The organism is Paraflavitalea soli (assembly GCF_003555545.1).
GTDB classification, from domain to species: Bacteria; Bacteroidota; Bacteroidia; order Chitinophagales; family Chitinophagaceae; genus Paraflavitalea; species Paraflavitalea soli.
The window spans coordinates 1,314,716-1,341,001 of record NZ_CP032157.1 but is presented as its reverse complement, the minus strand read 5'-3'; the positions used below and the strand labels follow the sequence as shown (position 1 = coordinate 1,341,001).

The window sequence follows — 26,286 nt, the reverse complement described above, 5'->3', positions numbered from 1 at the left end:
AGCACTACACGAAATGCGGCAACGTGCAGAGGATGCCTGCTTTTCATCACGCGATGGCTACCGGAGGTGTAAGTTATTTTATACCCCGCCAGGGATGTGTTCATTTTGTATCCATCAATTTAACAAAATAGCCTGATATGAAAATCTTACTGCTGGCGCCCGTCCTGTTGTTATCGACAGTAACGGGCTGTGCACAAAATAAGGTCACTGGCCAGATCGGCGGTCCCTGCGAAGGTTGTGAAGCCATTTTTGAATGCCCGGTCCCCTTTAACCAGCTTAACTGGATGGATACCCTGCCCGATTTTAAGGATGCCGGTCGCAAAATGGTGATCACCGGAATAGTGTATGAAGCGGATGGCAAGACGCCTGCACGCAATGTGGTACTCTATATCTATCATACCGATCAAACCGGAGTATATGCCACCAAAGGCAATGAAAAAGGTTGGGCCAAAAGACATGGCTATATCCGTGGATGGATACGAACCGGTGAAGATGGAAGGTATGCATTTTACACGCTTAAGCCGGCGGCTTATCCAAAGGAGAGAATACCGGCGCATGTCCATCCCGTACTTAAGGAAGCCGATAAAACACCTTATTTTATCGATGAGTATTTATTTGATGATGATCCTCTATTAACAGCTGAAGAGCGCAGGAAACAGCCTTTATATGGCGGTAGCGGCATTGTACAACTCAGCTCCAAAGATGGACTGCTGATCGCCAACAGGGATATCTTTCTGGGCCTGCACATTCCGAATTATCCCAATAAAAAAGGGCTGTAGAAACAGCCCCTGTATTCATTAATCAATAACCTATGAAAAACACTATCTTTTGCCTTTAATACGAGTATAAAGCTACTCTTCAAAGGGGCCATTGCATAATCTATTCGATGTTTGTCGGGGAAACGGGGATGAATGACCTAAAGGGTACGATTGTCTGTCTGAACCAGGATGAGGTGGATTTGATGGATTAGTGGGATTAGTGGGTTATCTCCTGGACGGTTGAGGAAATGCTACTGGAAAAGACGAAGTGACTACACGTATAAACACAAAAAAAGAGCTGTAGAAACAGCCCTTAACCATTAATCAATAACCTATGAAAAACACTATCTTATATCCTTAATTGCACAGTAAAAATACCGTGCAGACGACGGGATGCATAATTTATTCGTTGTTTGCCAGTAAAAGGGAGTTGAAAGGACCTTTATTGCCGATCTCAGGCCTTGGAGCGGGCGCCAAAAAGCAGGCTTCCGACCCTTACCATATTACTGCCACAGCTGATAGCCAGGCTGTAATCGCTGCTCATACCCATAGAGAGGATCGGAAGAGAGGGGCTGGAAGTGGGGAATGAGGTACCAGGAACAGAACCTGGAGATTCAGCAGTACCAGATTGGGAATTGGAGGCAGGCAGTTCGGAAGGGCGAGCAGGAAAGTATTCATCAAACAGGCCCTTCAGGTATATAAATTCGTTTTGAATATGTTGTTGATCTTCTGTAAAGGAAGCCATACCCATTAAGCCGCTCACCTGTACATGCTGCAGTTCGCCCGCCACCTGGCTGTTATGCAGGCTTTCCAGCGCCTCTGCCAGTTCTGCCTGGCTGAAGCCAAACTTGGTTTCTTCCCGGGCTATATGCACCTGTAACAGGCAATGAATGACACGCTGATTCTTGGCAGCCTGTTTGTTTATTTCCAATAAGAGTTTATAGCTGTCTACACCATGGATCAGGTGTACGTAAGGGGCAATGTATTTGACCTTATTGGATTGCAGGTGACCAATAAAATGCCAGCGGATATCACTAGGCAGCAATAGTTGTTTCTCCACCAGTTCCTGCACATAATTCTCACCAAAATCCCGCTGCCCCAGGTCATACAAGGCTTTGATGTCTTCTACCGGTTTTGTTTTGGATACAGCAACAAGTGTTACCTCCTTACCCAATTCTTTCCTGATCGAATTATATTGCTCAATGTTTACTGCCATGTGTGAAATAATTGCTGGTTGCCGGAAAACGACCGCAAAATTACTATAAAAAAATATGCCAATGATAGCAAGTATCATTGGCATCAGCAGCAATTGGTTTTGGCCGATGATTATTTGAGTATGGAGCGGCTTATTACAATGCGTTGTACTTCGGACGTGCCTTCATAGATCTGCGTGATCTTGGCATCACGCATCAGCCTTTCCACATGGTATTCTTTTACGTAACCGTATCCGCCGTGTATCTGTACGGCTTCCACAGAAGCCCACATGGCTACTTCACTGGCAAATACTTTGGCCATGGAAGAACTTAATGCATAATCCTGGTGCTGGTCTTTTTCCCAGGCGGCTTTGAGACACAATAACCGGGCGGCTTCTATACGGGTAGCCATATCGGCCAATTTGAACTGAATAGCCTGGTGCTGCATCAATTCTTTGCCAAAGGCCTTGCGTTCTTTTGAATATTTCAATGCGAGCTCATAGGAACCACTGGCAATGCCCAATGCCTGGGAAGCGATGCCTATACGACCGCCGGCGAGGGTTTTCATGGCAAAGGTGAAACCGAAACCATCATCCCCTATGCGGTTCTCTTTGGGCACTTTTACATCATTGAATAAAATACTGTGGGTATCGCTACCGCGGATGCCGAGTTTGTTTTCCTTGGCGCCCACCACTACGCCCGGCCAGCTTTTTTCAACAATAAAGGTATTTATCCCCTTGCTGCCCTTTGAAGCATCTGTTTGCGCCATTACGAGGTATACAGAGGCAGAGGAACCATTGGTGATCCAGTTCTTGGTTCCATTCAACAAGTAATAGTCGCCTTTGTCCTCAGCTGTGGTGCGTTGTGAAGTGGCGTCACTGCCGGCTTCGGGTTCACTCAACAGGAAAGCCCCTATATACAACTCGCCATCTTTACGCCCCTGCGCCAGGGGGGTAAGGTATTTTTGCTTCTGTTCTTCCGATCCAAATGCTTCCAGGCCCCAGGACACGAGGCTGTTATTTACACTCATGCAAACGCTTACACTGGCATCAACTTTACTGATCTCTTCCATGGCCAGCACATAACTCACCGTATCCAAACCACTGCCGCCGTATTTAGGATCTACCATCATACCCATAAAGCCCAGTTCAGCAAGCTTGAGTACCTGTTCTTTGGGGAATTTCTGGTGTTCGTCTCTTTCGATTACGCCGGGTAAACATTCCTGGCGGGCAAAATCCCTTGCGGCATTGCGGATCATGAGGTGTTCTTCTGTGAGCTGGAATTGCATATGACCTGTCTGTTTATTGGTGTTGAGGCACAAAAGTAACAGAATTTATCACAAAAACTAACAAATGTTCGTGTTAAGCGATTGATAAGGGGACTTCTCCCTTGTTCCAGGCTCAGAGTAAGGGCCGCTAACAGGATCAGGAGGGGCTTTTTTGACAATGTAAGCTTTGATTGGTTGCTAGGCAAGTAACAATCTTTCAACCCGTTGCTGCAGCACTTTCTTATCGGGTAGGTACAATTGGTATTTTGATACAAAGAAGGCAAAGCCTTTTCCTATTTCAAAGATAGCAGGCTTTGGACGCCTTTTTGTGGGTGGTTTGCCACTGTCAAACCACTTCGTTTTTTGCCGGCACAACCGGAAAGTGGCGAAACCAAAGGTAAAAGACACGCATATATGTAAGCTGGCTGCCACTAAAGCCTTTTCCCAGCGACGAAGTCAGTAGAAAGGATAGTTCATGAAACATTTTCCTAAGGGAAACTTCATCGTATTTTTCATGGCGTTCTTTTGCAACAATTAACTTACCTACACTCCGGTAAGTGTACAATAATTCAACATTGATGTTTTGAATTACAACTTTCCCTCTTTTTCAAGCTGCTTTACGTAGTCATCGAGGCTTTGAGCGAAGGCATCTTTGGCGCTCATACTACGGAGGTTGCCTTCAATGAGTTTCCAATCAATACGTTTCATTCTAAGGCCGTTGCCACGAAGATAGGGCCGGTTACTCTGGAATACGATCACCCCATTACGACCGGATACCCTAAAATGCTCTATCTGCGGCGTAACATAAATACGTTCTACCGGATAATGCCTCATAAGGCCCTCAATGCGTACTGTGATCTCTCCTTTCACAATGCTAAATTAATTAGCATATCGTAAATAAACAAATTCTTTATTATAAAAGAGCGTCCGCCGTCAGGCATAAAACAACCAGTAGCAGTTTGTTGCTACTGGCTGAGGAAGAGTTAATTTATTTATTGTTGCTCCAGAATACCCTTCAGGTTGCCCAGTTCATATTTGCAGGTTTTAGTTATTGCTTTACCAATTGATATTTCTTCCAGAGTGCATAGACGAGGAACATTACGGCCAGCATTATTAGCGGCAATACGATCAGCCCAAAGCCATCGCCGGCAAAAGCCCTTGAAGCAAATGCTCCGAGAAAGTTGAAGGCAAAACCGGCAAAGGCCCACTCTTTGATGGTCTGGTATTTTGTTTGTAAGATGGCGATCACACCGAGCAGTTTGGCTACGCCGAATATAATAAGCACATACATGGGGTATCCCAGATGCCGCATTACTTCTTGTCCGGCCTCCTGCTGGGTAACGCCGCCAATACCATCGAAGAACATGGCCAGGGCGAATATAATGGTTAATATCCAGTAGAGCAGTTTGGTCGTCTTAGGCTTCATATTATTGTTGATTTTGATTGTAGTTGATCATCCATTGAATATTATACTTGTCGATGCACATGCCAAAATAGGCGCCCCAGAAGGTCTTGTTGAGAGGCATGGTAACCTTACCGCCGGCAGCCAGTGCATTGAAGAACTTATCCGTTTCAACCTCGCTCCTGGTATGCAGGCAGATATGATAGTTGTTACCCGCCACGAGAGTATGTTCCATGGAGCTTAGGATGTCCGTAGCCATGATCACGCCGCCATTGGGAAGAGTGAGTGATATATGCATGAGCTTCTGCTGGTCTTCCGGCGACATTTTTTCTCCCCCCGGCACATCCTTAAACCGGCCAATGATGGTGAATTCACCTCCCAGGGCAGATTTATAGAAGGTCATGGCCTCTTCTGCGTTGCCCATGAAATGCAGGTAGGGTGTGATTGTTAACATGGTTATACTTGTTTTTGATTGTTATTACACAAAGCTACTGCGCTCTTCCCTTCCTCATACTGTGTAAATGCGACATTCTTAGGCGGGTGTTTGCGACACCCATTTCTGCTACTTTTGTAGTATGGTACATATTTCCATCCTTGCACTCAAAAATGCAGTACTGGCCTCAATTGCCGACAGTCGCTATGTATTTACTATGGTGAATGAATTTCTGCAACAAGCAGGCAAGCCTCCATTGTTTAAAGTACAAGTGGCGGGCATTATGGAAGAAGTAACATTGAATAATGGCTTGTTCACTTTACGCCCGGATATGCTACTGAAAGATATTGACCACACAGATCTTATTATCATTCCTTCTATGATGGGCGATATGGTAAGTTCTTCGTATAAAAATAAAGATTACGCTCCCTGGATCGCAGAACAATACAAAAAAGGTGCAGAAGTAGCGAGCCTTTGCGTAGGAGCTTTCCTGATGGCTTTTTCCGGGATACTCAAAGGCAAGCAATGCACCACGCACTGGTTATATGCCAATGAGTTCAGGCATTTTTATCCATCGGTTACGCTGGTAGAAGAAAAAGTGATGACAGCACAGCAAGGCGTGTATTCAAGCGGCGGCAACAATGCCTACTGGAATCTATTACTGTACCTGGTGGAGAAATTTACTGACCGGCAGATCGCCATTCATACAGCTAAGTATTTTGTAATTGACCTGGACAGGCACCAGCAAACACCGTTTGTAGTATTCAGTGGATTGAAAGACCATGAAGACGGGGTGATCAAGGATGCACAGGAATTTATTGAAGCACATTTTGAGGAGAAGCTCACAGTCGACCACCTGGCTGATCAATTTAACGTAACACGCCGCACATTCGAAAGACGGTTCAAGAAAGCAACTTTTCTCACAGTAGCAGAATATATACAGCGGGTGAAGATTGAAGCTGCCAAAAAGCAACTGGAAGCAGGTCGGCGCTCGATTACTGAAGTGATGCTGGCAGTTGGTTATTCAGACACCCAAACCTTCAGGGATGTATTTAAGAAAGTGACGGGAATGACGCCAGTGGATTACCGGGAGAAATACAATTCAGGATTCAGGATGTAGAAGTGTTAGCTTATTGCTCTGTTTAATACCTACGGTAGCTGGTATTGTTTGAAAAAGTTCCACAGAAGATCATTGGCATTGATCGCTTTGGAAGGAGTATCTCCGTTGAGACTACCCGGTAAACCACCAGGCCAGGCATGCCCCCCATCCTTCGTCAAATAATAGTGAATAAGGGTACTATTGCTGCAATTGACCCATTGAGTGAATTGATAACTGCTATTATTGACAACCACCTGTGCTTTTGTAGCACAGGCATTTTTAGAGGACCACACATCCAATACAGAATCCACTGGTGGTGCATACACGCCAGAAATACCATTGCCGGTACCGCCATTGTAAGGCACATGCTCATCCAATACCGAATGCATATGCAGGATGGGAACAGCACGGACAGGATTGCAGGGCTGGGTAACTACCATGGTACTGGCATTGGGCGCAATGGCAGCAATCTTGTTTGATAATTCACATGCTAACCGGTACGACATCATACCGCCATTACTATGGCCGGTTGCATATACCTTTTTAGGATTGATCTTATAATCTGCAACTAGCTTATCTATAAGCTGGGCAATAAACTTTACATCATTGATATTATTGGTAACGGCAAAGTCACAACAGGTGCCGGCATTCCAGGTACGGGCGCCTAATGGACCAGTACTTTTTACGCCTTCAGGATATACGACGATAAAGTTTTCGGTATTCGCCTTCTGCGTCAGGCGGGAGGAGGTCTCAAATTGGGTTGCTGATCCACCACCGCCATGCATGGCAATGACCAATGAAAAACCCGAACCAGTATAATAAGTTGGCGGCAGGTTTAACAGGAAGGTCCTTTCCCGTCCGTCAACGGTGATGGTTCCCTCTACCCGGTAAACTTTCTCTTCCTGGGCATCGTCCTTCTTTTTGCCGCAGGCAATTAATAAAAACAGGGAAACTGTGGTGAACAGAGAACAAATGATCAATTTTTTCATAAATAGCGGCTTAATTCTATGGGCCTTACACTTGATGACGAGATCAAAAACGGAAAACAACCCGTATTATTATTTTCTATGACCTGTTAAAAAGGTGAAGGTTTAACCAATTACCAGTCAGGCGTGTAAAATGCCAGCCCATTTACTACTAATTTATTTAGTATTCCGTATCTTTATATACGCTTTTCGTCATTAAAAAAGTATGGTATGGAAGTTTCTGGTGATGTATTTGAGATTATCTTCAATGGCGCCCTATTGCCTGTGCGGGAACTAGATCTTTCAGGCAGGCCGATGTTCCTGATCCCGATGCAGGATGGCAAGCCGTTGGTGATCACCACGGCTACTAGCGCCGAAGGGCAGGTATTCTGGACTTCCGTGCCCGAAGGAAAACAGGAGTTGGCGCAGGTAATTGGAAAACTGATAGAAGCTCACTTCCAAAAAAAGAATTAATATGTGCTATTACAATGGCGTGCGGGTAACCCGCATCGAATATATCAGGTTGAAGCAATTGGAAAAGCTCATTGTCAATTATGACTTTCTTAGTAATCCGCTGCATGTAGGATTTAACTATTCCAATCACCCGGTTTTGAAAAAGACTGAGGAGGGCAATGATTTTGACCTGGTACAAATGGAATGGGGCTTTATCCCTGCCTATCAGAAAACCCGCGATTCGGTGAGCAAAATGCGTTTTGGCTATAAGGATGAAAGCGGCCAGTTTCACCCGCCTATTACTACACTGAATGCTGTGTCGGAAGAATTGTTGCTGCCCAGAAAGATCTATCGACAGGCAGCTCTTACACGCCGGTGCCTGGTGTTATCAACAGGGTTTTATGAATGGCGACACCTGTTTCCGGTGAGCAAGAAAACAGGCAAGCCGGTGAAAACGGCGGTGAAGTACCCTTATCATATTGGCGTAAAGGGGAAACCTTATTTCTTCATGGCCGGGATATGGCAGCCATGGACGGATCAAAGTACGGGAGAATATGTGGAAAGCTTTGCCATTATTACGACAGCCGCCAATGGACTGATGGAGCAGGTACACAACAGTAAGAAAAGAATGCCCACGATATTGCCGGAGAATCTTGCCTTTGAATGGCTGTTGGGCGATCTTTCGGAAGAAAGGATCACGGAATTAGCACGGTATCAATATCCGGCTGCCGAAATGGAAGCATATTCTATTGCCAAAGACTTCCGGGAAGCGCTGGAGCCAGCGGAGCCGTTTGTCTATGAGGATCTGCCGGCATTGGAAGAAGCAGTGTAGGAGTCAGGAGTTAGGCCTCAAACCACGGGCACGGCCTACGAAACGCTCTCCGTATTGGTGTTTGATACTGTCTATTGCCTGATATAATTGTACCAGGTGCTCGGTATCTTCAAACATATTGATCTGATCATTGCCCGGTACCAGGTGGGTAAACCGAACGCCGAGTAATCTTACCATCATGCGGCGTTCATACAACGCATCAAACAATTCCCTCACCACTTTAATGAGCTTGTGATCGGCCGCTGTAAAAGCTATGGTCTTTTGCTTTGTAACGGTATCGAAGTTGGAATAGCGCAGCTTTACGGTGACGCAACCGGTGAGCTTACTTTCTTCGCGCAGCTGAAAAGCAATTTTCTCGGTCATACGAACCAACTGGGCATGGAGCAGCTCAAGATCAATGGTATCCTGCTGAAAAGTGGTTTCGGTGGAGATAGACTTTTGTTCATGGTAAGGTACTACGGGTGTTTCATCCATTCCCTGGGCATGGTGCCAGAGCGATACCCCATTTTTGCCCAGCAGGTTGGACAGCATTTCTACCGGTATCTCACTGAGCACTTTGATGGTTTCTACGCCCATTTTCAGGAGCAGGAAAGCAGTCTCCTTACCTACGCCGGGCATTTTGGCGACACTCAGCGGCGCCAGGAAACTTTTCTCCTGCCCCCAGGCCACACACATTTCAGCATTAGGCTTTCCTTCGTTGGTGGCTACTTTACTGACAAGTTTATTGCCTGCCAAGGCATAGGAGATTGGCAGGCCGCTCTCTTTAATGACTTTCTTTTTAAGGTTGGCAGTGTAAAGCTGGCTACCAAAGTATTTATCCATGCCGGTCAGGTCAACATAAAATTCATCAATGGATGCTTTTTCAAACAAGGGCACGGTATCGGCGATCACGTCTGTAACAAGGCGCGAATATTTGCTGTATAACTCCATATCGCCCTGACGAATGACAGCCTGCGGACAAAGACGCCGGGCCAGTTTCATAGGCATGGCAGCATGGATACCAAAACTACGCGCTTCATAACTACAGGAGGCCACTACTCCCCTGTCGCTGCTGCCGCCAATAATAACGGGCTTACCTTTGAGGCGGCTGTCCTGCAGGCATTCCACAGATACAAAAAATGTATCGAGGTCAAAATGGGCAATATGTCGTTGTGGAGTAAGGATCATTGATCAGAGATTTGCATAGGTTCGTTCTTTGTATCCTATCTTTTCCATAGAGGAAACCTCTACGCTGTGAAAACCGAAGTCTTCCACCACTTTTCCACTGATGCGGTAAAAGCCTTTCCCTTTTAATGGATATCGCTGGAAAGAAACGGGAAAGTGAACGGTATCCACCCAATCCATTTGTTCATCAAGGAAGGAGCCGAAGGCCATGATGGAACCGTTGACGGTGGAGAGTACTTTATAATCTACAAAATAAAGCACCATACTTACCTGCCTGCCCAGGTGCTGCGGCAACTCTTTGGAAAACTGACGCTGTACGGTTTGTTCTTTCATGAGCTCAAAAGGGTTCCTGAAAGGAAATCCCATGATCTCCATTTCGTCATACATATCATCGACGGGATGATCGGCCAGGTTGGGCAGCTTAAAAGCCATGGGCTTTTCTTTGAACATAGCATGACTGGCAACGGGTGCTTGCTGGCGTTTTTGCAGGAAGTTGGCTTCCCACAACAGTTGCTTTTTTGACTTACCGGTAAAGCGGAAAGCACCTATCGAGATGAGAATGTTCATTTGTTCGGGGTCGATGGCTGTTCGCTCCACAAAATCCTGGAGGTGGAGGTAGGGTCCATTGCGCTCCCTTTCTTTGATGATGATTTGTGCAGTATATTTTTCGAGACTGGTGAGAAATACAAAACCTGTATAAACATCTTTGCCTTTGATGGTGGTATTGTAACTGCTGGCGTTGACACAGGGCAAATGTGGTATACCACCAGCCTTACGCAGTTCGATAAAGTATATTTCGGTGCTGTAGTATCCGCCAAAGTTGTTGATGACACCCACCATAAATTCGATGGGATAATAGGTCTTGAGATAGAGGTCCTGGAAACTCTCAACAGCATAGCTGGCAGAGTGGGCTTTGCAAAAGGAATAGCCGGCGAATGATTCCATTTGCCGCCATACTTCGGTAATCAGCTCTTCCGTGTATCCTTTAGCTGTACAGTTGCCGTAGAATTCATCTTTGAGGGCGGCAAAGTGATCGGTACCCCGTGATTTGCCACTCATAGCACGGCGCAGGGAATCGGCTGCTGCCATGTTGAGCCCCCCAAAGTAATGACCTACTTTCATTACATCTTCCTGGAATACCATAACACCGAATGTTTCACTGAGTATTTCCTCCATCACAGGGTGCAGGTATTCGGTGGTATGGGGTTCGAGATAGCGGGAAATGTATTGCTGCATCATGCCGCTGCTGGCTACACCGGGCCTTATGATAGAACTGGCTACTACTAGTACGGGATAATTATCACACCTGAGTTTGCTAAGCAGTTGACGCATGGCCGGACTTTCTATATAAAAGCAGCCAACGGTATTGACCTGCTGTAGCTGTGCTTTAACCCGGGGATCTTTCTTAAACTTCTCCACTTCATCGATGTGTATGCGGATACCCTGGTTTTCCTGCACCAGTCGCACAGTTTCTTTGATATGGCCGAGTCCACGTTGGCTGAGCACATCCAGTTTATCGAGGCCTATGTCTTCAGCAATGTGCATGTCAATTTGCGTGGTAGCAATGCCCTTGGGAGGAAAAAAGGTAGCAGTATAGGCATGGATGGGCTTTTCGCTGATGAGCATGCCACCTACGTGCAAACTGAGGTGGCTGGGAAAATTGTGGATGAAAGGGCTGTAATAAAGTATTTTCCAGATAACATCGTCCACAATACCGCAACTGATAGGTGACTGGGCCAGCGCTGCCACTTCCCCATCGTTAAGCAGGTATTTCTGACCCAGCCGTGTTATGATGGCCTGGTAGTTGATCGGACGGCTGCTGGTCTGGTACCAGGCAATGCCTTTACGGTAATCATCTATTGATGATGGCCGGGCGCTCAGTTTTTTCCAGGCTTCAAAAGCAAGCGGGGTAACGAAAGGTAATTTGGAGAGGCCGTCTATTTCCTGTTCTGGCAGGCCAAACACTTTGGCAAGCTCACGTACTACGGCCCTTTGTTTGAAGGTAACATAGGCACCCATAAGGGCCACCTGCTTTTCTCCATAGCGCTTGACGATGTAATCCATGATCTCATCACGTTCGAGCCACGAGAAGTCAATGTCAAAATCAGGCGGCGAGGTTCGTTCAGGATTGAGGAACCGCTCGAAATAGAGGTTGAGTTCGAGCGGATCGACATCGGTAATTTTGAGGCAGTAGGCCACTATACTGTTGGCACCACTGCCTCTCCCTACGTGATAGAAACCCCGGCTTTTAGCATAGCGGATGATATCCCAGGTAATGAGGAAGTAAGCTGTAAAGCCGAGGTCGTTGATAACCTTAAGCTCCTTGTAGAGCCGCTCAGTAGCTGCGGTATTGTGGCCATAACGCTGCTGCAGCCCGTCAATGGCCAACTTCCGCAGCAATACGGAATCATCTTCTTTGCTGATGGTAAAATATTGTTTGTTTTTGTGGGTATCGAAATCGAGCTCAATGGAACAAGAATCTATGAGTCGTAAGGTATTGGTGATGATCTGAGGGTAAGCCTGAAAAGCCTGGAGCAAGTATTTCTGTGATACGAAATACTCGTGGGGTGCGCATACAGCATCGGGCGGCAGCTTCGATTCAATGACATTGTGGTCCATGGCCCTCAGCAGGCGGTGCACATCGTAGTGGTCAGGTGTTTGAAATGTAACGGGCTGACGGATAATGAATTTATCGCGGTACTGGGCAGGTGTATTGTACAGTTTGTTGACCTCAGTAGATTGTACGCCTATAAACTCATTTCTCAATAAGGTATCGAGGGGTTTTGCTCCCAGGGGATAAACAATATAGCCGTCGGCAATTTGCTCAAAAAAAGTTGTAATGGCGGTGGGCTCCGGAAAAGGTTTGTGGGATTTAAGAAAGCCCGATATAAAAGCGTTGATCCATTCGAAACCGCTGTTATTAGCGGCAATGAGTATATACAATAAAGTATTACCATTGCGTATCTCTGCACCAAGGATGGGCTTTATGCCGGCCTTGTTGCAATGTTTTACAAAGGGCCATGCATCAGGGGTACCGTTGATATTGGTTAAAGCAAGTGCCGCTACTCCCTGTTCCGCCGCTTCCTGCACGAGACCTTCTGTGCTGAAGGTGCCGTATTTGAAGCTGTAATATGTTTTACAATTCAGGTACATGGGTATGTGCGGTTGCCTTATGGGCAAAACGATGCCAGTACAGGCCAGGGCCTGTTCATTAAACTTGTATGTAATTGGAATTGGTGTATCATGCATTGATGGAGCTTATCAACGGGGAGGGATAAACTACTGCATCAATGTAGCGACGATGTAAAATTACTAAAGGAATTAGCAAACGGATAGTAACACTGTAACTAAGAAAGTATTGTTGCACATCAATAAAGTGAGGAGGCATTCTACACGTAATACAACTTGTAATTATAGAAAGATGAATTGTATTGATGAAGGTTACGGGTCGTTCTTTGGACGTTGAATACAACCTGTTCCGGGAAAAGACAATCTGTATTCTGCTTGCTCCTTTTTGTATTCAATAATGTACAATTCGTATTCGAGAAAATACATCCTGTAAAAGAGAAAGCCGTTTACTTATTTTACTTTCGATAATGCATACGGATGTACGCTTCAAGACTGTGAGGGACCTTATTAATACCAGGAGCATTACAGCATTTGAGCAAATATTTGACACTATACCGAAATCAATGATTGCGCGGGAATTGAGAAAAAATACCAGTCGCATTGATGACATTATTCAGCGCCCGGAAGAGTTACGTTATAAAGAAATAAAGGCTATTAGCTTATTGCTGGGTGTCCCCTGCAGCAAGATCATACTATTATTTGACGGGGATTTTGCTTAGCCTGCCCATTGCCGGAACCAGTAACATTGACCATACCTTATTTAGCTCGTTATGTACCATTAACCAATCCTTATCGTTATCCAATGTCCGGTGAACAACTTTGTTACACAATGGGTATAAACCATCCTTCGGGGTGGTTTATTGTTTTAGTTGCTATTGAACCCTATTTTTATAAATAATGCCATCTTTCATTATGATGAGAAAGTTTTTTTCGGGGTCTTCAATCAATTTAATATTCTTTAAGGGGTTGCCATCAACCAGGAGCAGGTCAGCGTATGCGCCCTGCTCAATTATGCCGAGTTTACCTGCTGCATAGGGGTTACGCAGGCCGCACAGGGCCAGTAATTCTGCATTGGCCGAGGTTGCCATTCTTAAAATCTCGTAAGGGGTGTACCACCTTATGAGTTTGGCAAGCTGGGCTCCTTGTCTTGTAGCCAGTTTAGGATCGAAAAGACAATCGGTACCCCATGCAGTTTTGATCTTGTATTTTTTAGCAAGTGCGAAGGCATTGTCGGTACCATTGGTCATTTGCAATTGCTTTTTCCTGTTTTCGGAACCTTCGGGATGAGGGTTTGCATCCTCATCATCCAAAAAAGGCTGAAGTGATAGCCATATGCCTTTTTGAGCAAGCAGTTTTGCAGTAGCATCATCCATCAGTTGCCCATGTTCTATACACTTTACGCCGGCGTTTACGGCCGCGGTAATGGCTTTGGGGGTGTAAGCATGTACAGCAACATAAGTGCCCCAGTTGCCGGCCCCCTCCACTGCAGCCTTAATTTCTGCCTCTGTAAACTGGGCTACATCCAACGGATCATAATTGGAGGATACGCCCCCACCCGCCATCAGCTTTATCTGGGTAGCTCCCAGACGTAATTGTTCCCTTGTTCTCATTAAAACCTGGTCTTCACCATCAGCAATGATGGTCATACCGTTTTTTTCCATGTAACTAAGTGGCGCACCTATCTGCCGGGGAACATCTGTAGGCATCCCAAAGTCACCATGTCCACCAGTTTGAGAGATAGTAGCACCGCTTGGATAGATACGCGGTCCGATAAATAATCCCTGTTCTATTACTTTCTTTAGGCTAAATGTGGCTCCCCCCATATCGCGTACAGTAGTGAACCCGCGTAATAATTGCTTTCCGGCAGCATCTGCAGCGACCAGGTTAACATAAGCAATATCAGATACCAACGCCACTTGCTTAGGAATAGATTCCATGGTTAAATGTACATGGGCATCGATCAGTCCGGGCATCAAAAACTTCCCCTTTCCGTCAATGATCTGTGTATTGGCGCTTTTATTAGTGGGAATGGGGCTGGTAGAAATCGTCTTGATCAGGTTGCCTTCAATCAATACATTTCCGATGGTTGTTTTTTCATCTTTCCCATTGAAGATCTCTACGTTATTGATCAGTATTGATCTTGTTTGTCCGAATACGAGATTTCCCAAAAAGATAATGACAATAGTAAACGTGTATTTCATCGCTTGAAAATTTAGATAAAATAATCAAGGGTTAAAGGAGGCATGCCCGACAAAGGGCGTATAGCGGGTGGGGATATTTTAAAGATACAAAAACAAAATATATAAAAAAAGCCCTCTGAACAATGTTCAGGGGGCTATCCGCTACCGGAAGCTACATCGTACTATCCATTCACCCAGAGCGTCCAGTGACTATCAAACTTATACCATTTACCATCAGCCCCTTCCCATTTCCATTCAGGCACTTCGGACCATGCCTTGCCATCTGTGCTCCATACCAGTTTCTTGTCGTGGATCTTTAACCACTTGCCATCTTTATCGGCCCAGGCGCCATCCTTTACCTCAGCCCATTTTTTACCATCCGTGCTCCACCACAAGCCTGCCTTTTTATCGAGCTTGTACCAATAGGTAACGCCATCTTTCATACCGGCCCAGGTGCCAGTAGCAGACTTGGTCCAATCGGCTACTATTATAGCTGTGTGCATAGCAGGTGCAGGCGTAGTAGCTGCCTGTAACTGGCCTTTAGAAGCCATCAATAAGGGCAAACAAATTGCCATAAGGTTCATTGTCCTTTTCATTTGTGATGATTTAATATTAAAAATTATTGTTTCTCTTTCAAGCAAACTACGATCGTGATTGCTGGTGACAACAGCCAGGAAGCTGTACCATTACCGTTATACGATTTTGTGTGGGTGTCATTATATATACGATGTGTGTTTTCGAAAGGTTTTAAGGAGCTTGTTAATTTGATGACACAAAAAAAGAAACCGCCTTTGTGAGGCGGTCCCTGCATCTGAACTGGCGGTATGCGCACCAGTAATTATTTATGATGGTACTTTACCCATTACATAGAGTTGAGTGAGATCGGGCACGGAGTTGCCGCCAGCTTTTTCGAGTGTGATGGCAAATGCCTGGGCATGCTGCACTGGCTTCAACTGGCAAAGCACAGTACAATTGTCGAGCATGCCTGCATCTACAGGCTTACCATCTACCAGGGCCCAAAGCTGGTATTGCTTACCCGCAGGTGCAGGCGGCAGATTGCTGGCAATGAGGTACACATTTTTGGTGTGGGAATCCCAGTACACAGTAGCGAGGTTGTTCTCCTTGCCTGCAATACCGGGCATCGAGACTTTCAGCATGCCGGGCGCCGCCATGAGCTGCATATTTTTGTGCAGATCAGTCAGGCGGGTTTGATAAATCTTGTTATCGGCCAGGAGATTGTTGTGTTCGTTTTGAAGCGCCAGGTAATCCCTGTTGGCTTTGGTGTACTTCTTATAGAGATACACATTAACACCCGCGCTGGCCATAAACAGGATGAGGGAAGCAGCGGCTATGTAGCGGGTACCCATCTGCACGACAGGTGCGGGTGGTATGGAAGTTGTAGTGATCTCCGGCGCGGAAGTACTGAACTCCTGCTGCAGGGTGGCCATTAATTGTTCTTTTGCATTACCAGCTACCGGGACGGCAAATTGGGGGGCTGTATTACGAAGCCATTCTTCCGCTTGTACTACGGCAGCGTCTATTGCAGGATGTTCCAGGCGTAGCCGCTGCAATTCGGCCACTTCATCGTTATTGGCTATGCCCAAAACATAACTTTCAATAACTCCACTTTGTATGTATGCCTGTATATCCACTTTACAATTTAACCTGTTGTCTTAATTGAAGTATCGCTGCCCTGATCCTTGTTTTTACAGTACCCAGGGGGATGTTCAGCATTCCCGCTATTTCTTCCTGGGTATATCCCTGAAAATAGGACAACTCTACGAGTACTTTGTAATCTTCTTTTAAATGTTGAACGATCTTACGCAGGCCCAGATCTTCACCGGGATGCGGTACGCTATCCCGTAACAAGGTATATTCTTCGGTCAATGAATTGTTGCGTTGACTGTTTTTCCAATCCCTGCTGCGTAAGGTATCAATGGCGGTAGTGCGTGCTATGTTGTACATCCAGGTGAAAAGTCTGCCTTTGGCCGGGTCGTAGTGTTCTATCTGCCGCCAGATCTTCACAAAAACTTCCTGCAATACATCGCCCGAAACCTCTCCATCCTGCAGGATACCGAAGATAACCCCATTAAGGGTAGCTGAATAGTTATCATACAAGTAGCTGAAAGCCGCCTGTGCGCGCTGTTTCAGCAAACTAACCAGTTCCTGCTCAGTATATGTTGGTGATCCTTTCAAAAGCGATGAGTAAATCAGATGCACATTATATACGGAGTAAAGGGAAAAATAGTTTTAGCTACGATGCAGGTAGTCGCCGGGAACTTTATGCACAGTAATAAACCCGGCAGGGTTAATACATGTCGATTATGTATATTTGTTCTATCTTAAACAGCAAGCCATTATTACCCCGGCGCTCTGAACTGTTTCACCATTCAAACTAATACACATGCAACTGAAACGTAATTTCCGCCTGGGAATGCTGCTTATGCTGGTATCGTTTTTATTTGCCTGCGGATCCAATACGCGGATCACGGGTTCCTGGATCGACCCGGAAGTAAAGGGACATGCCAGGGAAAACGCCAGTGTTTTTCTTGCCTCTCTCAGCCGCAATATGGAAGTGCGCACCAAACTGGAAAACGCCCTGGCAGCAGAAGCAGCGGCACGGAATATCAAGGCTGTAAAAAGTACCGAATTCTTCTCCCCTTCTTTTTACGAGAAACTGCCCCCACGGGAAGAAATGCTGGACAAGATCAAACAAGCCGGTGTAGATGCCATCCTCACGGTATCACTGATCAATAAGGAAAGCGAGACACGCTATGTACCCGGCAATAACAGGTATTACGCGCCCTACCCCTACTACCGGTGGTATGGCGGATTTTACAGCTATTATAATTACTGGTACCCGAATATGTGGGATGCCGGTTATTATGCGACTGATAAGACCTATTTCATGGAGACCAACCTTTATGATGCTTCCACTGAAAAGCTGATCTGGAGTGCTCAATCAGAAACGGTAAATCCGGGCAGTATCGACAATTTTGTACGCGACTATCCCAAAAAGCTGGTAGCCCAACTGGTGAAAGACGGGTTACTGAAAAAGTAACAGCTTTAGCTCTTCCACTTGCCTTCAATCTCGCCAAAAAGATAAAAGATATCTTCATTGAAATATGCATCATTGTATGCGGTAACACTTTCGATCTGGCTGCACAGTTGGTCGGAGCATAGGCATGAACAAAAAGAAGTAAATGAGTTCTTGCAAGGCTTGTATAATGAAAGCTTATTGATGAGTTGGAAGACAATTTTTTCCAGTTGGCAGATCAGCTAATCCTTCTACCGGCAGGCCTGGTAATATTGGAGTATATTTAACCGATCACCAATTTACTATGCGCTATCTATTTTTGTTCCTCCTGACCTATAGCCTCTCCCCCGCTGCCCAATCGCAGACGGGCAACTATCGCGCCGACCTGGATGCTCTGTACGACCTGCTGAAAAAGACGCCCTCCTATAAGGACCAGGTAAAGGGAGACAAAGAACCGGCCTTCCACGCCCTTTATCAATCATTACGTGCTGATACACTCCAGGTTGGCAATAGCTTTGACAACTACTATAAGCTGGTACAATTGTTTATACCCCTACGGGACAATCACCTGGGGTTCATCCAACTTCCATCTATTGAATTGAAACTTTCTGAGCAACAGAACGTCGAAGCAGTGAAACAATACCGCCAAAGCTCCTTTTTCAAGAACTACCCGGCCACCGCCATAAACCTCGATTCCCTTGAGGCAGTGCTCGCCCCAATAGCCACCGATTCGGTGGAAGGCATTTATTATTATGACAGTTTGCTTACCGTGGGTGTGTACAGGGCCGGCCAGGGAGCACTTACGGGTGTAGTATTGCACACCACCCTGCCCCAGTGGGAGAAAGGACAAATAGCCATCCGGCTGTATGAATATGCCCCTCATTGTTTCAGGGCGGTGTATGGGCATCCGCTGAAAAAGAACCTGATTTTTTACAGCAATGAAAAATTCAGGAACCATTCGCTGATCAATTCCATGTTTTATTCCTCCGTATCACAAACCGTATACAAAAAGATCCTCCATGAAACGGATCATAGCAATATCCCGGCCAGTGAACCGGCTTTCCAGCTCAAGAGCATTAGTCCCGCCATACAATACCTGCGACTGGGCAACTTTTCGGCCATGACAAAAGATATGGCGGTGTCGCAGGCCTTTTATGACAGGATAAAAGATTCTTTAACTGCGCCATACCTGATCGTGGATGTAAGGAACAATACCGGGGGAGCTGATAAGGTATCGTACAAGTTCTTTGCATTGGTCAAAAAATATGCAGAGAGCCACAAGGCTTACCTGCTGATGAACAATGCCACCATGAGCCAGGGTGAAATATTTACGCTTCAGTTGAAAAGGTTTGCTGGCATCAGCACCTTTGGACAAACCACGATGGGCACCATTACCTATGGCGTGAACTATGGCGGCATGGCAACCCTACCCAGCGGTCAATATGGCGCTATAATGACTGACATGCGGGATAACACACAATACCTGCCTTATGAGAACTATGGAGTGACCCCGGATACGATTCTGAACAACCAATCGGATTGGATAATGCAATTAGTACAGGTGATCGGGGAAAAATAAAACCTTACCTTCGCGGCCATTTTTATCAACTATGAAACAGGACGATTTACTGCAACAGAGAAGTGGGGGCAAATGTGAGCTTTGTGGGGCAACAGGCGCACTGAAAGCCTACGAAGTACCGCCTTCTATCAGCAACAGCCTTGACCAGGTAATATTGATCTGCCCCAAATGCCAGGCACAAATAGACAAAAAAGAAGAGTTGGATAGCAATCACTGGAAGTGCCTGAGTGAGTCTATGTGGAGCGAAGTACAGGGTGTGCAGGTAATGGCCTGGCGAATGCTGAACAGGCTAAGACAGGAAAGCTGGGCTCAGGATAGTCTGGAGATGATGTATTTTGACGAACCAACCCTTGCCTGGGCCAAGGCCACTGGCGACCATGAAAATGACGCAACGGTAGAGCTGCACAAAGACAGCAATGGTAATGTGTTGCAATCCGGCGATACGGTAGTACTGATCAAATCACTGGATGTGAAAGGTTCTACCCTCAATGCCAAAATGGGCACCGTAGTTAAGAATATCCGGCTGGTACCAGAAAATACAGAACAAATTGAAGGCAAAATAGAAGGACAGCTTATTGTGATCCTTACCAAATACGTAAGAAGACAAAACGACTAAGAACACCGCCCTATTTTCAGCCATTGGCTTTCCGATATTTCTTCTCCACCAGAAATAGGATTATCAGGAAACACAGGACCAGTAACTGTGTAAAAGCGTCATAAGATGCTTCTAAGGGATCGCCATTTCTGACATGCGTAAAGATGGCACCCAACATCACGAACAGGAGCACGATGGCCGATAGTAATCCGGTTCTTAGTCTTGTATGGAGGATCAGCCCGATAGAGAAAAAGCATTCCACCATTATGATCACATAATTGAGGGAAGCCGGATAACCCGATTGCACAAAGAAATCTTCCATTTCCTTTGCATTCTTTGATTTACCAATGGTAACCATCAAATAGAAGGAAGCACACGTAATGGCAGCAGCCCATATAGTTGTCTTCATGATCCTTCCTGCCATTCTCTTGAAAGGGGCAGACAAATTACTATCTTTTACCATTGACTTGACCAGTAAAACGGTGAGCCAGGCTACCAGGAAAAACAGGGCCGCTTTGCCCCAGTTATAGACAAACAGGAGGGCATTTTTCGTGAGGACAGTTCCGGAAGTAGCCCATATGGCCAGCAAGCGACATATTCCTACCAATATGGAAAGCCAAAGTGCAGTGACTGCCAATCTATACTTTACAACCCATACATCGATCTTTGGAACGAATGCAATGAGGGTCCCTAAGCAAGCACAAAGCATGGCTATCTGGAAGTACATGGTTGGGGTGTTTAAGTGGTTTGGGGTCTGATTAGCATCATTAAAGTAGTGATTTTTTTGCCGGCAATGAATCTTTTATTTATATGAACTTCACCTCACATATGGTATTCCTCTATATCATTACTGTTAAAAAGCCCCCTTTGGGGGTATTTTACCTGCTGGCAGCCATGGCTATTTTGTGGGTCTAAATACCCCTGAAATGAAAACAACCTCTACAACGCTTTGCCTTCTCAAAGCGTTCTTTTTTTGTAGCTTATTATTATCGCTCAACGCCTGTATGAAAGACATGGGCGATGAGGAAGACGACAGTGGAAGCGGAAATGGAAACGGCAGTGGCGGCGGCAGCACCACGGGCAATTACTGGCAACGCAACGATGGCCAGGCAACGGCTTATATCAGTTTTTCCGGCACGGTAGCCCAATCCTGCGCCAATGGTGTATTGACAACAGGCACTTATAATGCTTCCGAACCTTCCATGACCTTTGTGATTCAAGGAAACACCATTAAGTTTCCGCTGAAGTACATTAACAATACCTTACTGGTAGGTGTTCCGGCGCAGGCAGTGAATACCAATAATGCCACCGAATATATAAAGAGCTCCACCTTCCCGTGCAACGGAGGAGGAAGCGGGTCTGGCAGCGGTAATGGCAGCGGAAGCGGAGGTGGCAGTACGATCCCGAAACGAGGTACTTTCAAAGTGAGGGTTTATAAACCCACGGGCGATTGCGCCAGTAATTCCAGTTGGGGACAGGGCAGCGCCTTTAATGGTACGATGAATGCAGAACTTTACAAAGCAGATGGCACCTTTCAGAGTTACCAAAACTTTATTAGTTCGTATGGCCCCAGCAACAGCTCCAGCAATACCTACTGGGATTATACGACGAGCAATTCAGCAGTGAAACTAAACTGGGACCTGTTTCCCAACAAATCATCCTGGCCTACGCGTTGTTCACAAAAAGGGACCTCCACCATCGATTATGATGGACAGGTGAAGCAGATCACGATCATGTTTCAGTAAAATACAAGCCGCCAGATTTAACAAAGGCTTTAGGTTGAAAGACCTAAAGCCTTTTGTCATTCCAGAAACCTCCCATTTTTAATTTAAACCTGTTGGCAACCAGCGAACTATCATTCCCCGTCTTTGTTAGTACTGCAGTGGAAAATGCCCTTTGGAGGATGTTTTTTCTGATTGCGTAAACTTGTTTTCCTAATACGGTTGATAATGAACTATCTGCGTCGTAATTTTGCAGCCTGTTAAAAAACGACCATTATTACACCTTCCTACGAATGCTTGCACTGTGAAAAGGGTAAACAGCCCTCTTTTCCTTAACATTAATGAGTATTATATATAATGATTACAACTGATATTTGTATTATTGGCGCCGGTCCTGTAGGATTATTTGCTGTGTTTGAAGCTGGCTTGTTGAAGATGCGCTGCCACCTGGTAGATGCTTTACCCCAGGTAGGTGGTCAATTGTCGGAAATTTATCCCTACAAGCCCATTTATGATATTCCTGGTGCACCTGAGATCAAAGCACAGGAACTGGTAGATAACCTGAAGAAACAGATAGCCCCCTTCTCCCCTACTTTCAGCCTCGGCGAAAGGGTAGAAAGCATCGAACGCCAGGAAGACAAATCCTTTATTGTTACTACTTCCGACGATACAAAGATCCACTGCAAGGTAATCACCATTGCCGGCGGATTGGGCTGTTTTGAGCCCCGCAAGCCAGCGATCGAGCAATTGGAAGCTTTTGAAGGCAAGGGTGTAACCTATATGGTGAAAGACCCCGAACTGTTCAGGGACAAAGATATTGTACTGGCCGGCGGTGGTGACTCCGCACTTGACTGGACGATCTTCTTATCCAATGTCGCCAAATCGGTAACCCTGGTGCACCGCAGCGATACTTTCCGTGGCGCGCCGGATTCAGCTGAGAAGGTATTCCACCTGGCAGAAACAGGTAAGATCAACCTGGTGCTGAAATCGAACATCGTAAAGATCAATGGCAATGGCAAGCTGAATGAAGTACTGATCGAGGCAAGTGACAAAACTGTAACAGCCAGGCCTACGGATTACCTGATCCCTTTATTTGGCCTTAGCCCCAAGCTGGGACCAATTGCTGATTGGGGACTGCAGATCGATAAATCGCAAATCAGTGTGAACACGGTTGACTACTCCACCAATATTGAAGGAATTTACGCTATTGGCGATATTAATACTTACCCGGGTAAATTAAAGCTGATCCTCTGCGGATTCCATGAATCGGCATTGATGGCGCACAGCGCTTTCAAACACGTGTACCCCAATCAACGGCTGAGCTTTAAATACACCACGGTGAATGGGGTGAACGCATTTTAAAAGAAAGGAATAAGATGATCAATATTACCGTACTCAACAAGGCAGGTGAAGAAAGACTGCTGGAAGTGCCTGAAGACATGGGTCTGAACCTTATGGAGATCCTAAAGGCCAATGAATACAATGTGCTGGCCACCTGTGGCGGCATGGCGATGTGTGGCACCTGCCATGTGCAGGTACTGGAAGGCATGGACAACCTGGGCGCGCATAGCGATGCCGAGCTGGATATGCTGGATACTTTGCCCGATGCAGAATCAAACAGTCGCCTTTCCTGCCAGTTGCAGATCAATGAGAACATGGATGGCGCTGTTTTCAAACTGATGGCAGAAGAAGATATTGCTGTATAAAATAGTAAGGCAGACGGCTTCGACAGGTAGACTGACATCTGACGAGCAAGGCCCTCGACAAGCTCCAGACATAAACAGAACAAGCCTGAATCACCCTCAGGCTTGTTCTGTTTATGTTAACTATTGTATCTTTTTCCATTCAAAGGTCCCGTTCTGCTCCACCTTCAGGCCTGTTATTTTTCCATCAGCTCCCCGCACAAATTCAACCACTGTATCTATAGGCAGTTCGATTACCTTAAACCTGTTCTCAGCCAATGCATGCATTTTAAAGGGAACGCGATCCACCAGGAATAAAGCGTGGCCGGATCTGTTGACCTCGATGGTCTTGGTGCCCGATGCTGCCTTGTACTTGCCGGTATAGGTATCGAGTATGGAATCGGCAATAGGTACTTCTTTGGGTAAGAGATCGCCCAATACCATGGTAGGTATCTTGCTAAAGAGTCTGAACCGCCGATCACTAAAATCCGTCCTGTCTTCTCCGGACTTCACATTGGTAAGGTAGGCCACAAACACATCCTGTTCCGGATAATAAGACTCCATGGCTATGAAACCACTCACCTGCCCTTCATGTTTGATGCATTGGGCGCCATTCAAAACGGTGCTGTACCAACCATAACCATAGCCGGTGGGCTTACCATTGGGCAGCTTGTACGATGTAAAAGCTTTATCCAGGGTTTCTTTTTTGACCAGTTTACCGGCCAGCAAGGCATTATTCCAGGCATACAGATCGTCTACCGTGCTCAACAGATCACCACAGCCATACCCCATAGAAACGGTTTGGTAGTCGGTATTTTCATAAAAGCCTCTGTCGCGGGTATAGCCATTAACCCGCCCTTGCACAATGGTTTTCTCATTTACATAATAGGTATGCTGCAGACCAGCCCTGTCGAGTACATTTTTACGCATATAATCATGATACAAGGAACCACTTACTTTTTCTATAATATAAGCCAGCAATACATATCCTGAATTGGAATATGCGTATTTGGTGCCCGGCACAAAATCCAGGGGAGCATTCTTAAAATGGTTGATGATGAATTGGGGCGTAAAATCGTGCCGCTCAATATAGGGATCAGGATGATCAATGATGGTGTATTCGTGGATACCGGAGGTATGCGTGAGCAATTGCTCGATGCTAATGGTATGGCCCTTGGAAGGAAAATCTTTGATGTATTGCTGCACACTATCACTCAGGCGCAGCTTGCCCTGTTCTGCCAGCTGCAGGATGCCGATGGCAGTAAACTGCTTGGTTACGGACCCTATTCTGAACACCATATCGGGTTTTAGGGGCACATCCATTTCCAGGTTGGCACTGCCGAAGGCTTTTCGGTAAATGACCTTCCCCTTGCGGGCTGCCAGTACTACGATACCAGGCTCCCCGGCTTTGAACTCGGATTGCAGTAATTTGTCAAGTGACTTTTCTACTTCCCGGTCGGAGGGCGCCTGGGCACGGGTCTCTGCTACTGCTGCAATAATAAATAACATGGCTACGAAGGCTCTTTTCATATAGAGGTATTTTATGATCGGACAAAACACCTGAAAAAGAGCGTTTTAACCTATTCAAATCCGGATTTGAATAGTAGTCAATCGTAAAATGACTGGTTATTGCTATCCCTGGATGACCGACTTGCGGTATTCGGAGGGGGACATGCCGGTGATCTGCTTGAAGGCGCGCTGGAAAGTAGCCTGCGAATTGAAGCCACAGTCGAAGGCGATGCCGGTAATAGTAAGTTTTTGCAGGTCCGCTTCCAGGAGTCGTTTTTGGAACGCGCGGATGCGGTATTCATTCACAAATTCATTGAGGCTGGTATGGAAGTGCTGGTTAAGCACCGCAGAGATGGTTTTGGGAGCGATACCGGTATGTTGGGATAGCAGGGTGAGGTTGAGGGCCGGATCGAGGTAGAGGGTCTCCCGCTCCATCGCTTTTTTGAGGGTGGCGATGGTATGCTCTACCGTATCGGCGGCAAGGGCGGTGCCGGGGGCGCTCTTTTTACCAGCGAGGGGTAAGGCATAGGTGACCATGAGGGCTTTAATGCCCAGCCAATAGATGAGTATGGCAAGTGGGATGAAAACCGGGTACCATTCCACCAGGTCCAGCAGCTTGTTGCTATACCTGGGGATCACATAAGGAATGAGGTAGATGAACCATATCAATTGGAAAGCCAGGAACACGCGTACAAATTGTCGCAGCCAGCGTAGCAGGGTGGCATTTTCTACTTTACCGCCAGCCGACGACGCCCCCAGGTACCGGGCCGATAGCCAAAGGTATATCGTGAGGGAAAGCCAGCGGGGAATATCCACATAGTTATTGTACACATCAATATAATAGCCTAAGGGAATACTCTTTTTTACAATACCCATAATAATGCCGGTAATGTAAATGATGGCAGCCAGTTGGGGCAGTATATCAAGCAGGGCGGTATAAAAATGTTTGCGGTGTTGCTTTTGCAAGCGAAAATCAGGCTCCAGACTCGCGCGTATATAAAAGTACAAGAGTGGCCCCAGGGGCATGATGATCATGAAGGGTATAAAAGCATCGATCATACCGCCCAGGGTACTGCTGTACAGGATGGACTCCTGGTTCATGCGCAGATCGAGGCAGGCCAGGGAAAAAAGCCAGAGCATCACAGCAAGGATGCGGTTAGCCTTCCTGTTCCTTTTCCCCCAAAAAAGCAAAACACCCGCAATGATCCCCTGAACCGCTCCCAGCGTGATAATTGTCTTTAATACACTTACAAAAGAAATCATAACGGCCTTGGTTTTGACATAAGGT

Annotated in this window: 26 protein-coding genes; 10 read left to right on the top strand and 16 right to left on the bottom strand. The window is 46.1% G+C overall.

Going from position 1 to position 26,286, the window contains the following annotated elements; all coding sequences use genetic code 11:
- The first annotated feature begins 137 nt into the window (after positions 1 to 137).
- A complete protein-coding gene (locus D3H65_RS05125; RefSeq protein ID WP_119049235.1) occupies positions 138 to 779 on the top strand; it encodes a dioxygenase family protein in 642 nt (213 codons plus the stop codon).
- Positions 780 to 1,212: 433 nt separating this feature from the next.
- Here the strand turns inward: D3H65_RS05125 and D3H65_RS05120 are convergent, their stop codons facing one another.
- The 6 genes from D3H65_RS05120 to D3H65_RS05095 form a co-directional block, all read right to left on the bottom strand.
- Positions 1,213 to 1,974: a YggS family pyridoxal phosphate-dependent enzyme gene (locus D3H65_RS05120; protein ID WP_119054393.1), complete on the bottom strand. Its 762-nt coding sequence runs from the start codon at positions 1,972 to 1,974 to the stop codon at positions 1,213 to 1,215.
- A gap of 110 nt (positions 1,975 to 2,084) precedes the next feature.
- Positions 2,085 to 3,239, bottom strand: a complete 1,155-nt coding sequence (locus tag D3H65_RS05115) for an acyl-CoA dehydrogenase (protein WP_119049234.1) — start codon at positions 3,237 to 3,239, stop codon at positions 2,085 to 2,087.
- 325 nt (positions 3,240 to 3,564) lie between these two features.
- Positions 3,565 to 3,783 (bottom strand): DUF1016 domain-containing protein, encoded by a 219-nt coding sequence (locus D3H65_RS33520; protein ID WP_162915416.1) that lies wholly within the window; start codon positions 3,781 to 3,783, stop codon positions 3,565 to 3,567.
- A 23-nt stretch (positions 3,784 to 3,806) separates the two neighbouring features.
- Positions 3,807 to 4,088 carry a hypothetical protein gene (locus D3H65_RS05105; protein WP_119049232.1) on the bottom strand — a complete coding sequence of 94 codons (282 nt, stop codon included), beginning with the start codon at positions 4,086 to 4,088 and terminating at the stop codon, positions 3,807 to 3,809.
- 178 nt (positions 4,089 to 4,266) lie between these two features.
- On the bottom strand, positions 4,267 to 4,644 hold the full coding sequence (locus tag D3H65_RS05100) for a DoxX family protein (RefSeq protein WP_119049231.1): 378 nt from the start codon (positions 4,642 to 4,644) through the stop codon (positions 4,267 to 4,269).
- Between the two features lies 1 nt (position 4,645).
- A complete protein-coding gene (locus D3H65_RS05095; protein WP_119049230.1) occupies positions 4,646 to 5,074 on the bottom strand; it encodes a VOC family protein in 429 nt (142 codons plus the stop codon).
- A gap of 121 nt (positions 5,075 to 5,195) precedes the next feature.
- On the opposite strand from D3H65_RS05095, the gene D3H65_RS05090 reads away from it, so the two are divergent.
- Positions 5,196 to 6,173, top strand: coding sequence for a GlxA family transcriptional regulator (locus tag D3H65_RS05090; RefSeq protein ID WP_119049229.1), 978 nt, complete (start codon positions 5,196 to 5,198; stop codon positions 6,171 to 6,173).
- Positions 6,174 to 6,202: 29 nt separating this feature from the next.
- Here D3H65_RS05090 and D3H65_RS05085 read toward each other — a convergent pair whose 3' ends face one another.
- Entirely contained in the window at positions 6,203 to 7,141 is a 939-nt protein-coding gene (locus D3H65_RS05085) for an extracellular catalytic domain type 1 short-chain-length polyhydroxyalkanoate depolymerase (protein ID WP_119049228.1), read from the bottom strand.
- A 207-nt stretch (positions 7,142 to 7,348) separates the two neighbouring features.
- Between D3H65_RS05085 and D3H65_RS05080 the strand changes: the two genes are divergently transcribed.
- On the top strand, positions 7,349 to 7,591 hold the full coding sequence (locus D3H65_RS05080) for a hypothetical protein (RefSeq protein WP_119049227.1): 243 nt from the start codon (positions 7,349 to 7,351) through the stop codon (positions 7,589 to 7,591).
- A gap of 1 nt (position 7,592) precedes the next feature.
- Positions 7,593 to 8,402: an SOS response-associated peptidase gene (locus D3H65_RS05075; RefSeq protein ID WP_119049226.1), complete on the top strand. Its 810-nt coding sequence runs from the start codon at positions 7,593 to 7,595 to the stop codon at positions 8,400 to 8,402.
- Positions 8,403 to 8,405: 3 nt separating this feature from the next.
- On the opposite strand, the gene dinB is transcribed toward D3H65_RS05075, so the two are convergent.
- From dinB to D3H65_RS05040, 6 genes are all read right to left on the bottom strand, one after another.
- Positions 8,406 to 9,569: a DNA polymerase IV gene (dinB, locus tag D3H65_RS05070; protein WP_119049225.1), complete on the bottom strand. Its 1,164-nt coding sequence runs from the start codon at positions 9,567 to 9,569 to the stop codon at positions 8,406 to 8,408.
- Between the two features lie 3 nt (positions 9,570 to 9,572).
- Positions 9,573 to 12,719, bottom strand: coding sequence for a DNA polymerase III subunit alpha (locus D3H65_RS05065; RefSeq protein WP_162915415.1), 3,147 nt, complete (start codon positions 12,717 to 12,719; stop codon positions 9,573 to 9,575).
- Between the two features lie 848 nt (positions 12,720 to 13,567).
- The gene (locus D3H65_RS05055) at positions 13,568 to 14,896 is read right to left on the bottom strand and encodes a metal-dependent hydrolase family protein (protein ID WP_119049222.1); all 1,329 of its coding nucleotides are present in this window, start codon (positions 14,894 to 14,896) and stop codon (positions 13,568 to 13,570) included.
- Positions 14,897 to 15,057: 161 nt separating this feature from the next.
- Positions 15,058 to 15,471: a hypothetical protein gene (locus D3H65_RS05050; protein WP_119049221.1), complete on the bottom strand. Its 414-nt coding sequence runs from the start codon at positions 15,469 to 15,471 to the stop codon at positions 15,058 to 15,060.
- A 246-nt stretch (positions 15,472 to 15,717) separates the two neighbouring features.
- Positions 15,718 to 16,527 (bottom strand): anti-sigma factor, encoded by an 810-nt coding sequence (locus D3H65_RS05045; protein WP_119049220.1) that lies wholly within the window; start codon positions 16,525 to 16,527, stop codon positions 15,718 to 15,720.
- Between the two features lies 1 nt (position 16,528).
- Entirely contained in the window at positions 16,529 to 17,071 is a 543-nt protein-coding gene (locus D3H65_RS05040) for an RNA polymerase sigma factor (protein WP_119049219.1), read from the bottom strand.
- 208 nt (positions 17,072 to 17,279) lie between these two features.
- On the opposite strand from D3H65_RS05040, the gene D3H65_RS05035 reads away from it, so the two are divergent.
- From D3H65_RS05035 to D3H65_RS05025, 3 genes are all read left to right on the top strand, one after another.
- A complete protein-coding gene (locus tag D3H65_RS05035; RefSeq protein ID WP_119049218.1) occupies positions 17,280 to 17,936 on the top strand; it encodes a hypothetical protein in 657 nt (218 codons plus the stop codon).
- A 280-nt stretch (positions 17,937 to 18,216) separates the two neighbouring features.
- Positions 18,217 to 19,491 (top strand): S41 family peptidase, encoded by a 1,275-nt coding sequence (locus D3H65_RS05030; RefSeq protein WP_119049217.1) that lies wholly within the window; start codon positions 18,217 to 18,219, stop codon positions 19,489 to 19,491.
- Between the two features lie 31 nt (positions 19,492 to 19,522).
- A complete protein-coding gene (locus D3H65_RS05025; RefSeq protein WP_119049216.1) occupies positions 19,523 to 20,107 on the top strand; it encodes a PhnA domain-containing protein in 585 nt (194 codons plus the stop codon).
- A gap of 16 nt (positions 20,108 to 20,123) precedes the next feature.
- Here the strand turns inward: D3H65_RS05025 and D3H65_RS05020 are convergent, their stop codons facing one another.
- Entirely contained in the window at positions 20,124 to 20,813 is a 690-nt protein-coding gene (locus tag D3H65_RS05020; RefSeq protein WP_119049215.1) for a DoxX family protein, read from the bottom strand.
- Positions 20,814 to 21,012: 199 nt separating this feature from the next.
- Between D3H65_RS05020 and D3H65_RS05015 the strand changes: the two genes are divergently transcribed.
- From D3H65_RS05015 to D3H65_RS05005, 3 genes are all read left to right on the top strand, one after another.
- Positions 21,013 to 21,831, top strand: coding sequence for a hypothetical protein (locus D3H65_RS05015; RefSeq protein ID WP_162915414.1), 819 nt, complete (start codon positions 21,013 to 21,015; stop codon positions 21,829 to 21,831).
- Between the two features lie 333 nt (positions 21,832 to 22,164).
- Complete coding sequence (locus D3H65_RS05010) at positions 22,165 to 23,169, top strand: NAD(P)/FAD-dependent oxidoreductase (RefSeq protein ID WP_119049213.1); 1,005 nt, start codon at positions 22,165 to 22,167, stop codon at positions 23,167 to 23,169.
- A gap of 14 nt (positions 23,170 to 23,183) precedes the next feature.
- Positions 23,184 to 23,513, top strand: a complete 330-nt coding sequence (locus D3H65_RS05005; RefSeq protein ID WP_119049212.1) for a 2Fe-2S iron-sulfur cluster-binding protein — start codon at positions 23,184 to 23,186, stop codon at positions 23,511 to 23,513.
- Between the two features lie 120 nt (positions 23,514 to 23,633).
- Here the strand turns inward: D3H65_RS05005 and D3H65_RS05000 are convergent, their stop codons facing one another.
- Both D3H65_RS05000 and D3H65_RS04995 read right to left on the bottom strand, forming a co-directional pair.
- Positions 23,634 to 25,019, bottom strand: coding sequence for a serine hydrolase (locus D3H65_RS05000; RefSeq protein WP_119049211.1), 1,386 nt, complete (start codon positions 25,017 to 25,019; stop codon positions 23,634 to 23,636).
- 102 nt (positions 25,020 to 25,121) lie between these two features.
- Positions 25,122 to 26,261: a helix-turn-helix domain-containing protein gene (locus tag D3H65_RS04995; RefSeq protein WP_119049210.1), complete on the bottom strand. Its 1,140-nt coding sequence runs from the start codon at positions 26,259 to 26,261 to the stop codon at positions 25,122 to 25,124.
- Between the last annotated feature and the right edge of the window lie 25 nt (positions 26,262 to 26,286).

Coding starts and splice junctions, on each gene's coding strand:
- D3H65_RS05125 (WP_119049235.1), top strand. CDS start 138: ATGAAAATCTTACTGCTGGCGCCCGTCCTGTTGTTATCGACAGTAACG.
- D3H65_RS05120 (WP_119054393.1), bottom strand. CDS start 1,974: ATGGCAGTAAACATTGAGCAATATAATTCGATCAGGAAAGAATTGGGT.
- D3H65_RS05115 (WP_119049234.1), bottom strand. CDS start 3,239: ATGCAATTCCAGCTCACAGAAGAACACCTCATGATCCGCAATGCCGCA.
- D3H65_RS05100 (WP_119049231.1), bottom strand. CDS start 4,644: ATGAAGCCTAAGACGACCAAACTGCTCTACTGGATATTAACCATTATA.
- D3H65_RS05095 (WP_119049230.1), bottom strand. CDS start 5,074: ATGTTAACAATCACACCCTACCTGCATTTCATGGGCAACGCAGAAGAG.
- D3H65_RS05090 (WP_119049229.1), top strand. CDS start 5,196: ATGGTACATATTTCCATCCTTGCACTCAAAAATGCAGTACTGGCCTCA.
- D3H65_RS05085 (WP_119049228.1), bottom strand. CDS start 7,141: ATGAAAAAATTGATCATTTGTTCTCTGTTCACCACAGTTTCCCTGTTT.
- D3H65_RS05080 (WP_119049227.1), top strand. CDS start 7,349: ATGGAAGTTTCTGGTGATGTATTTGAGATTATCTTCAATGGCGCCCTA.
- D3H65_RS05075 (WP_119049226.1), top strand. CDS start 7,593: ATGTGCTATTACAATGGCGTGCGGGTAACCCGCATCGAATATATCAGG.
- dinB (WP_119049225.1), bottom strand. CDS start 9,569: ATGATCCTTACTCCACAACGACATATTGCCCATTTTGACCTCGATACA.
- D3H65_RS05065 (WP_162915415.1), bottom strand. CDS start 12,719: ATGTACCTGAATTGTAAAACATATTACAGCTTCAAATACGGCACCTTC.
- D3H65_RS05055 (WP_119049222.1), bottom strand. CDS start 14,896: ATGAAATACACGTTTACTATTGTCATTATCTTTTTGGGAAATCTCGTA.
- D3H65_RS05050 (WP_119049221.1), bottom strand. CDS start 15,471: ATGAAAAGGACAATGAACCTTATGGCAATTTGTTTGCCCTTATTGATG.
- D3H65_RS05035 (WP_119049218.1), top strand. CDS start 17,280: ATGCAACTGAAACGTAATTTCCGCCTGGGAATGCTGCTTATGCTGGTA.
- D3H65_RS05030 (WP_119049217.1), top strand. CDS start 18,217: ATGCGCTATCTATTTTTGTTCCTCCTGACCTATAGCCTCTCCCCCGCT.
- D3H65_RS05025 (WP_119049216.1), top strand. CDS start 19,523: ATGAAACAGGACGATTTACTGCAACAGAGAAGTGGGGGCAAATGTGAG.
- D3H65_RS05020 (WP_119049215.1), bottom strand. CDS start 20,813: ATGTACTTCCAGATAGCCATGCTTTGTGCTTGCTTAGGGACCCTCATT.
- D3H65_RS05015 (WP_162915414.1), top strand. CDS start 21,013: ATGAAAACAACCTCTACAACGCTTTGCCTTCTCAAAGCGTTCTTTTTT.
- D3H65_RS05010 (WP_119049213.1), top strand. CDS start 22,165: ATGATTACAACTGATATTTGTATTATTGGCGCCGGTCCTGTAGGATTA.
- D3H65_RS05005 (WP_119049212.1), top strand. CDS start 23,184: ATGATCAATATTACCGTACTCAACAAGGCAGGTGAAGAAAGACTGCTG.
- D3H65_RS05000 (WP_119049211.1), bottom strand. CDS start 25,019: ATGAAAAGAGCCTTCGTAGCCATGTTATTTATTATTGCAGCAGTAGCA.
- D3H65_RS04995 (WP_119049210.1), bottom strand. CDS start 26,261: ATGATTTCTTTTGTAAGTGTATTAAAGACAATTATCACGCTGGGAGCG.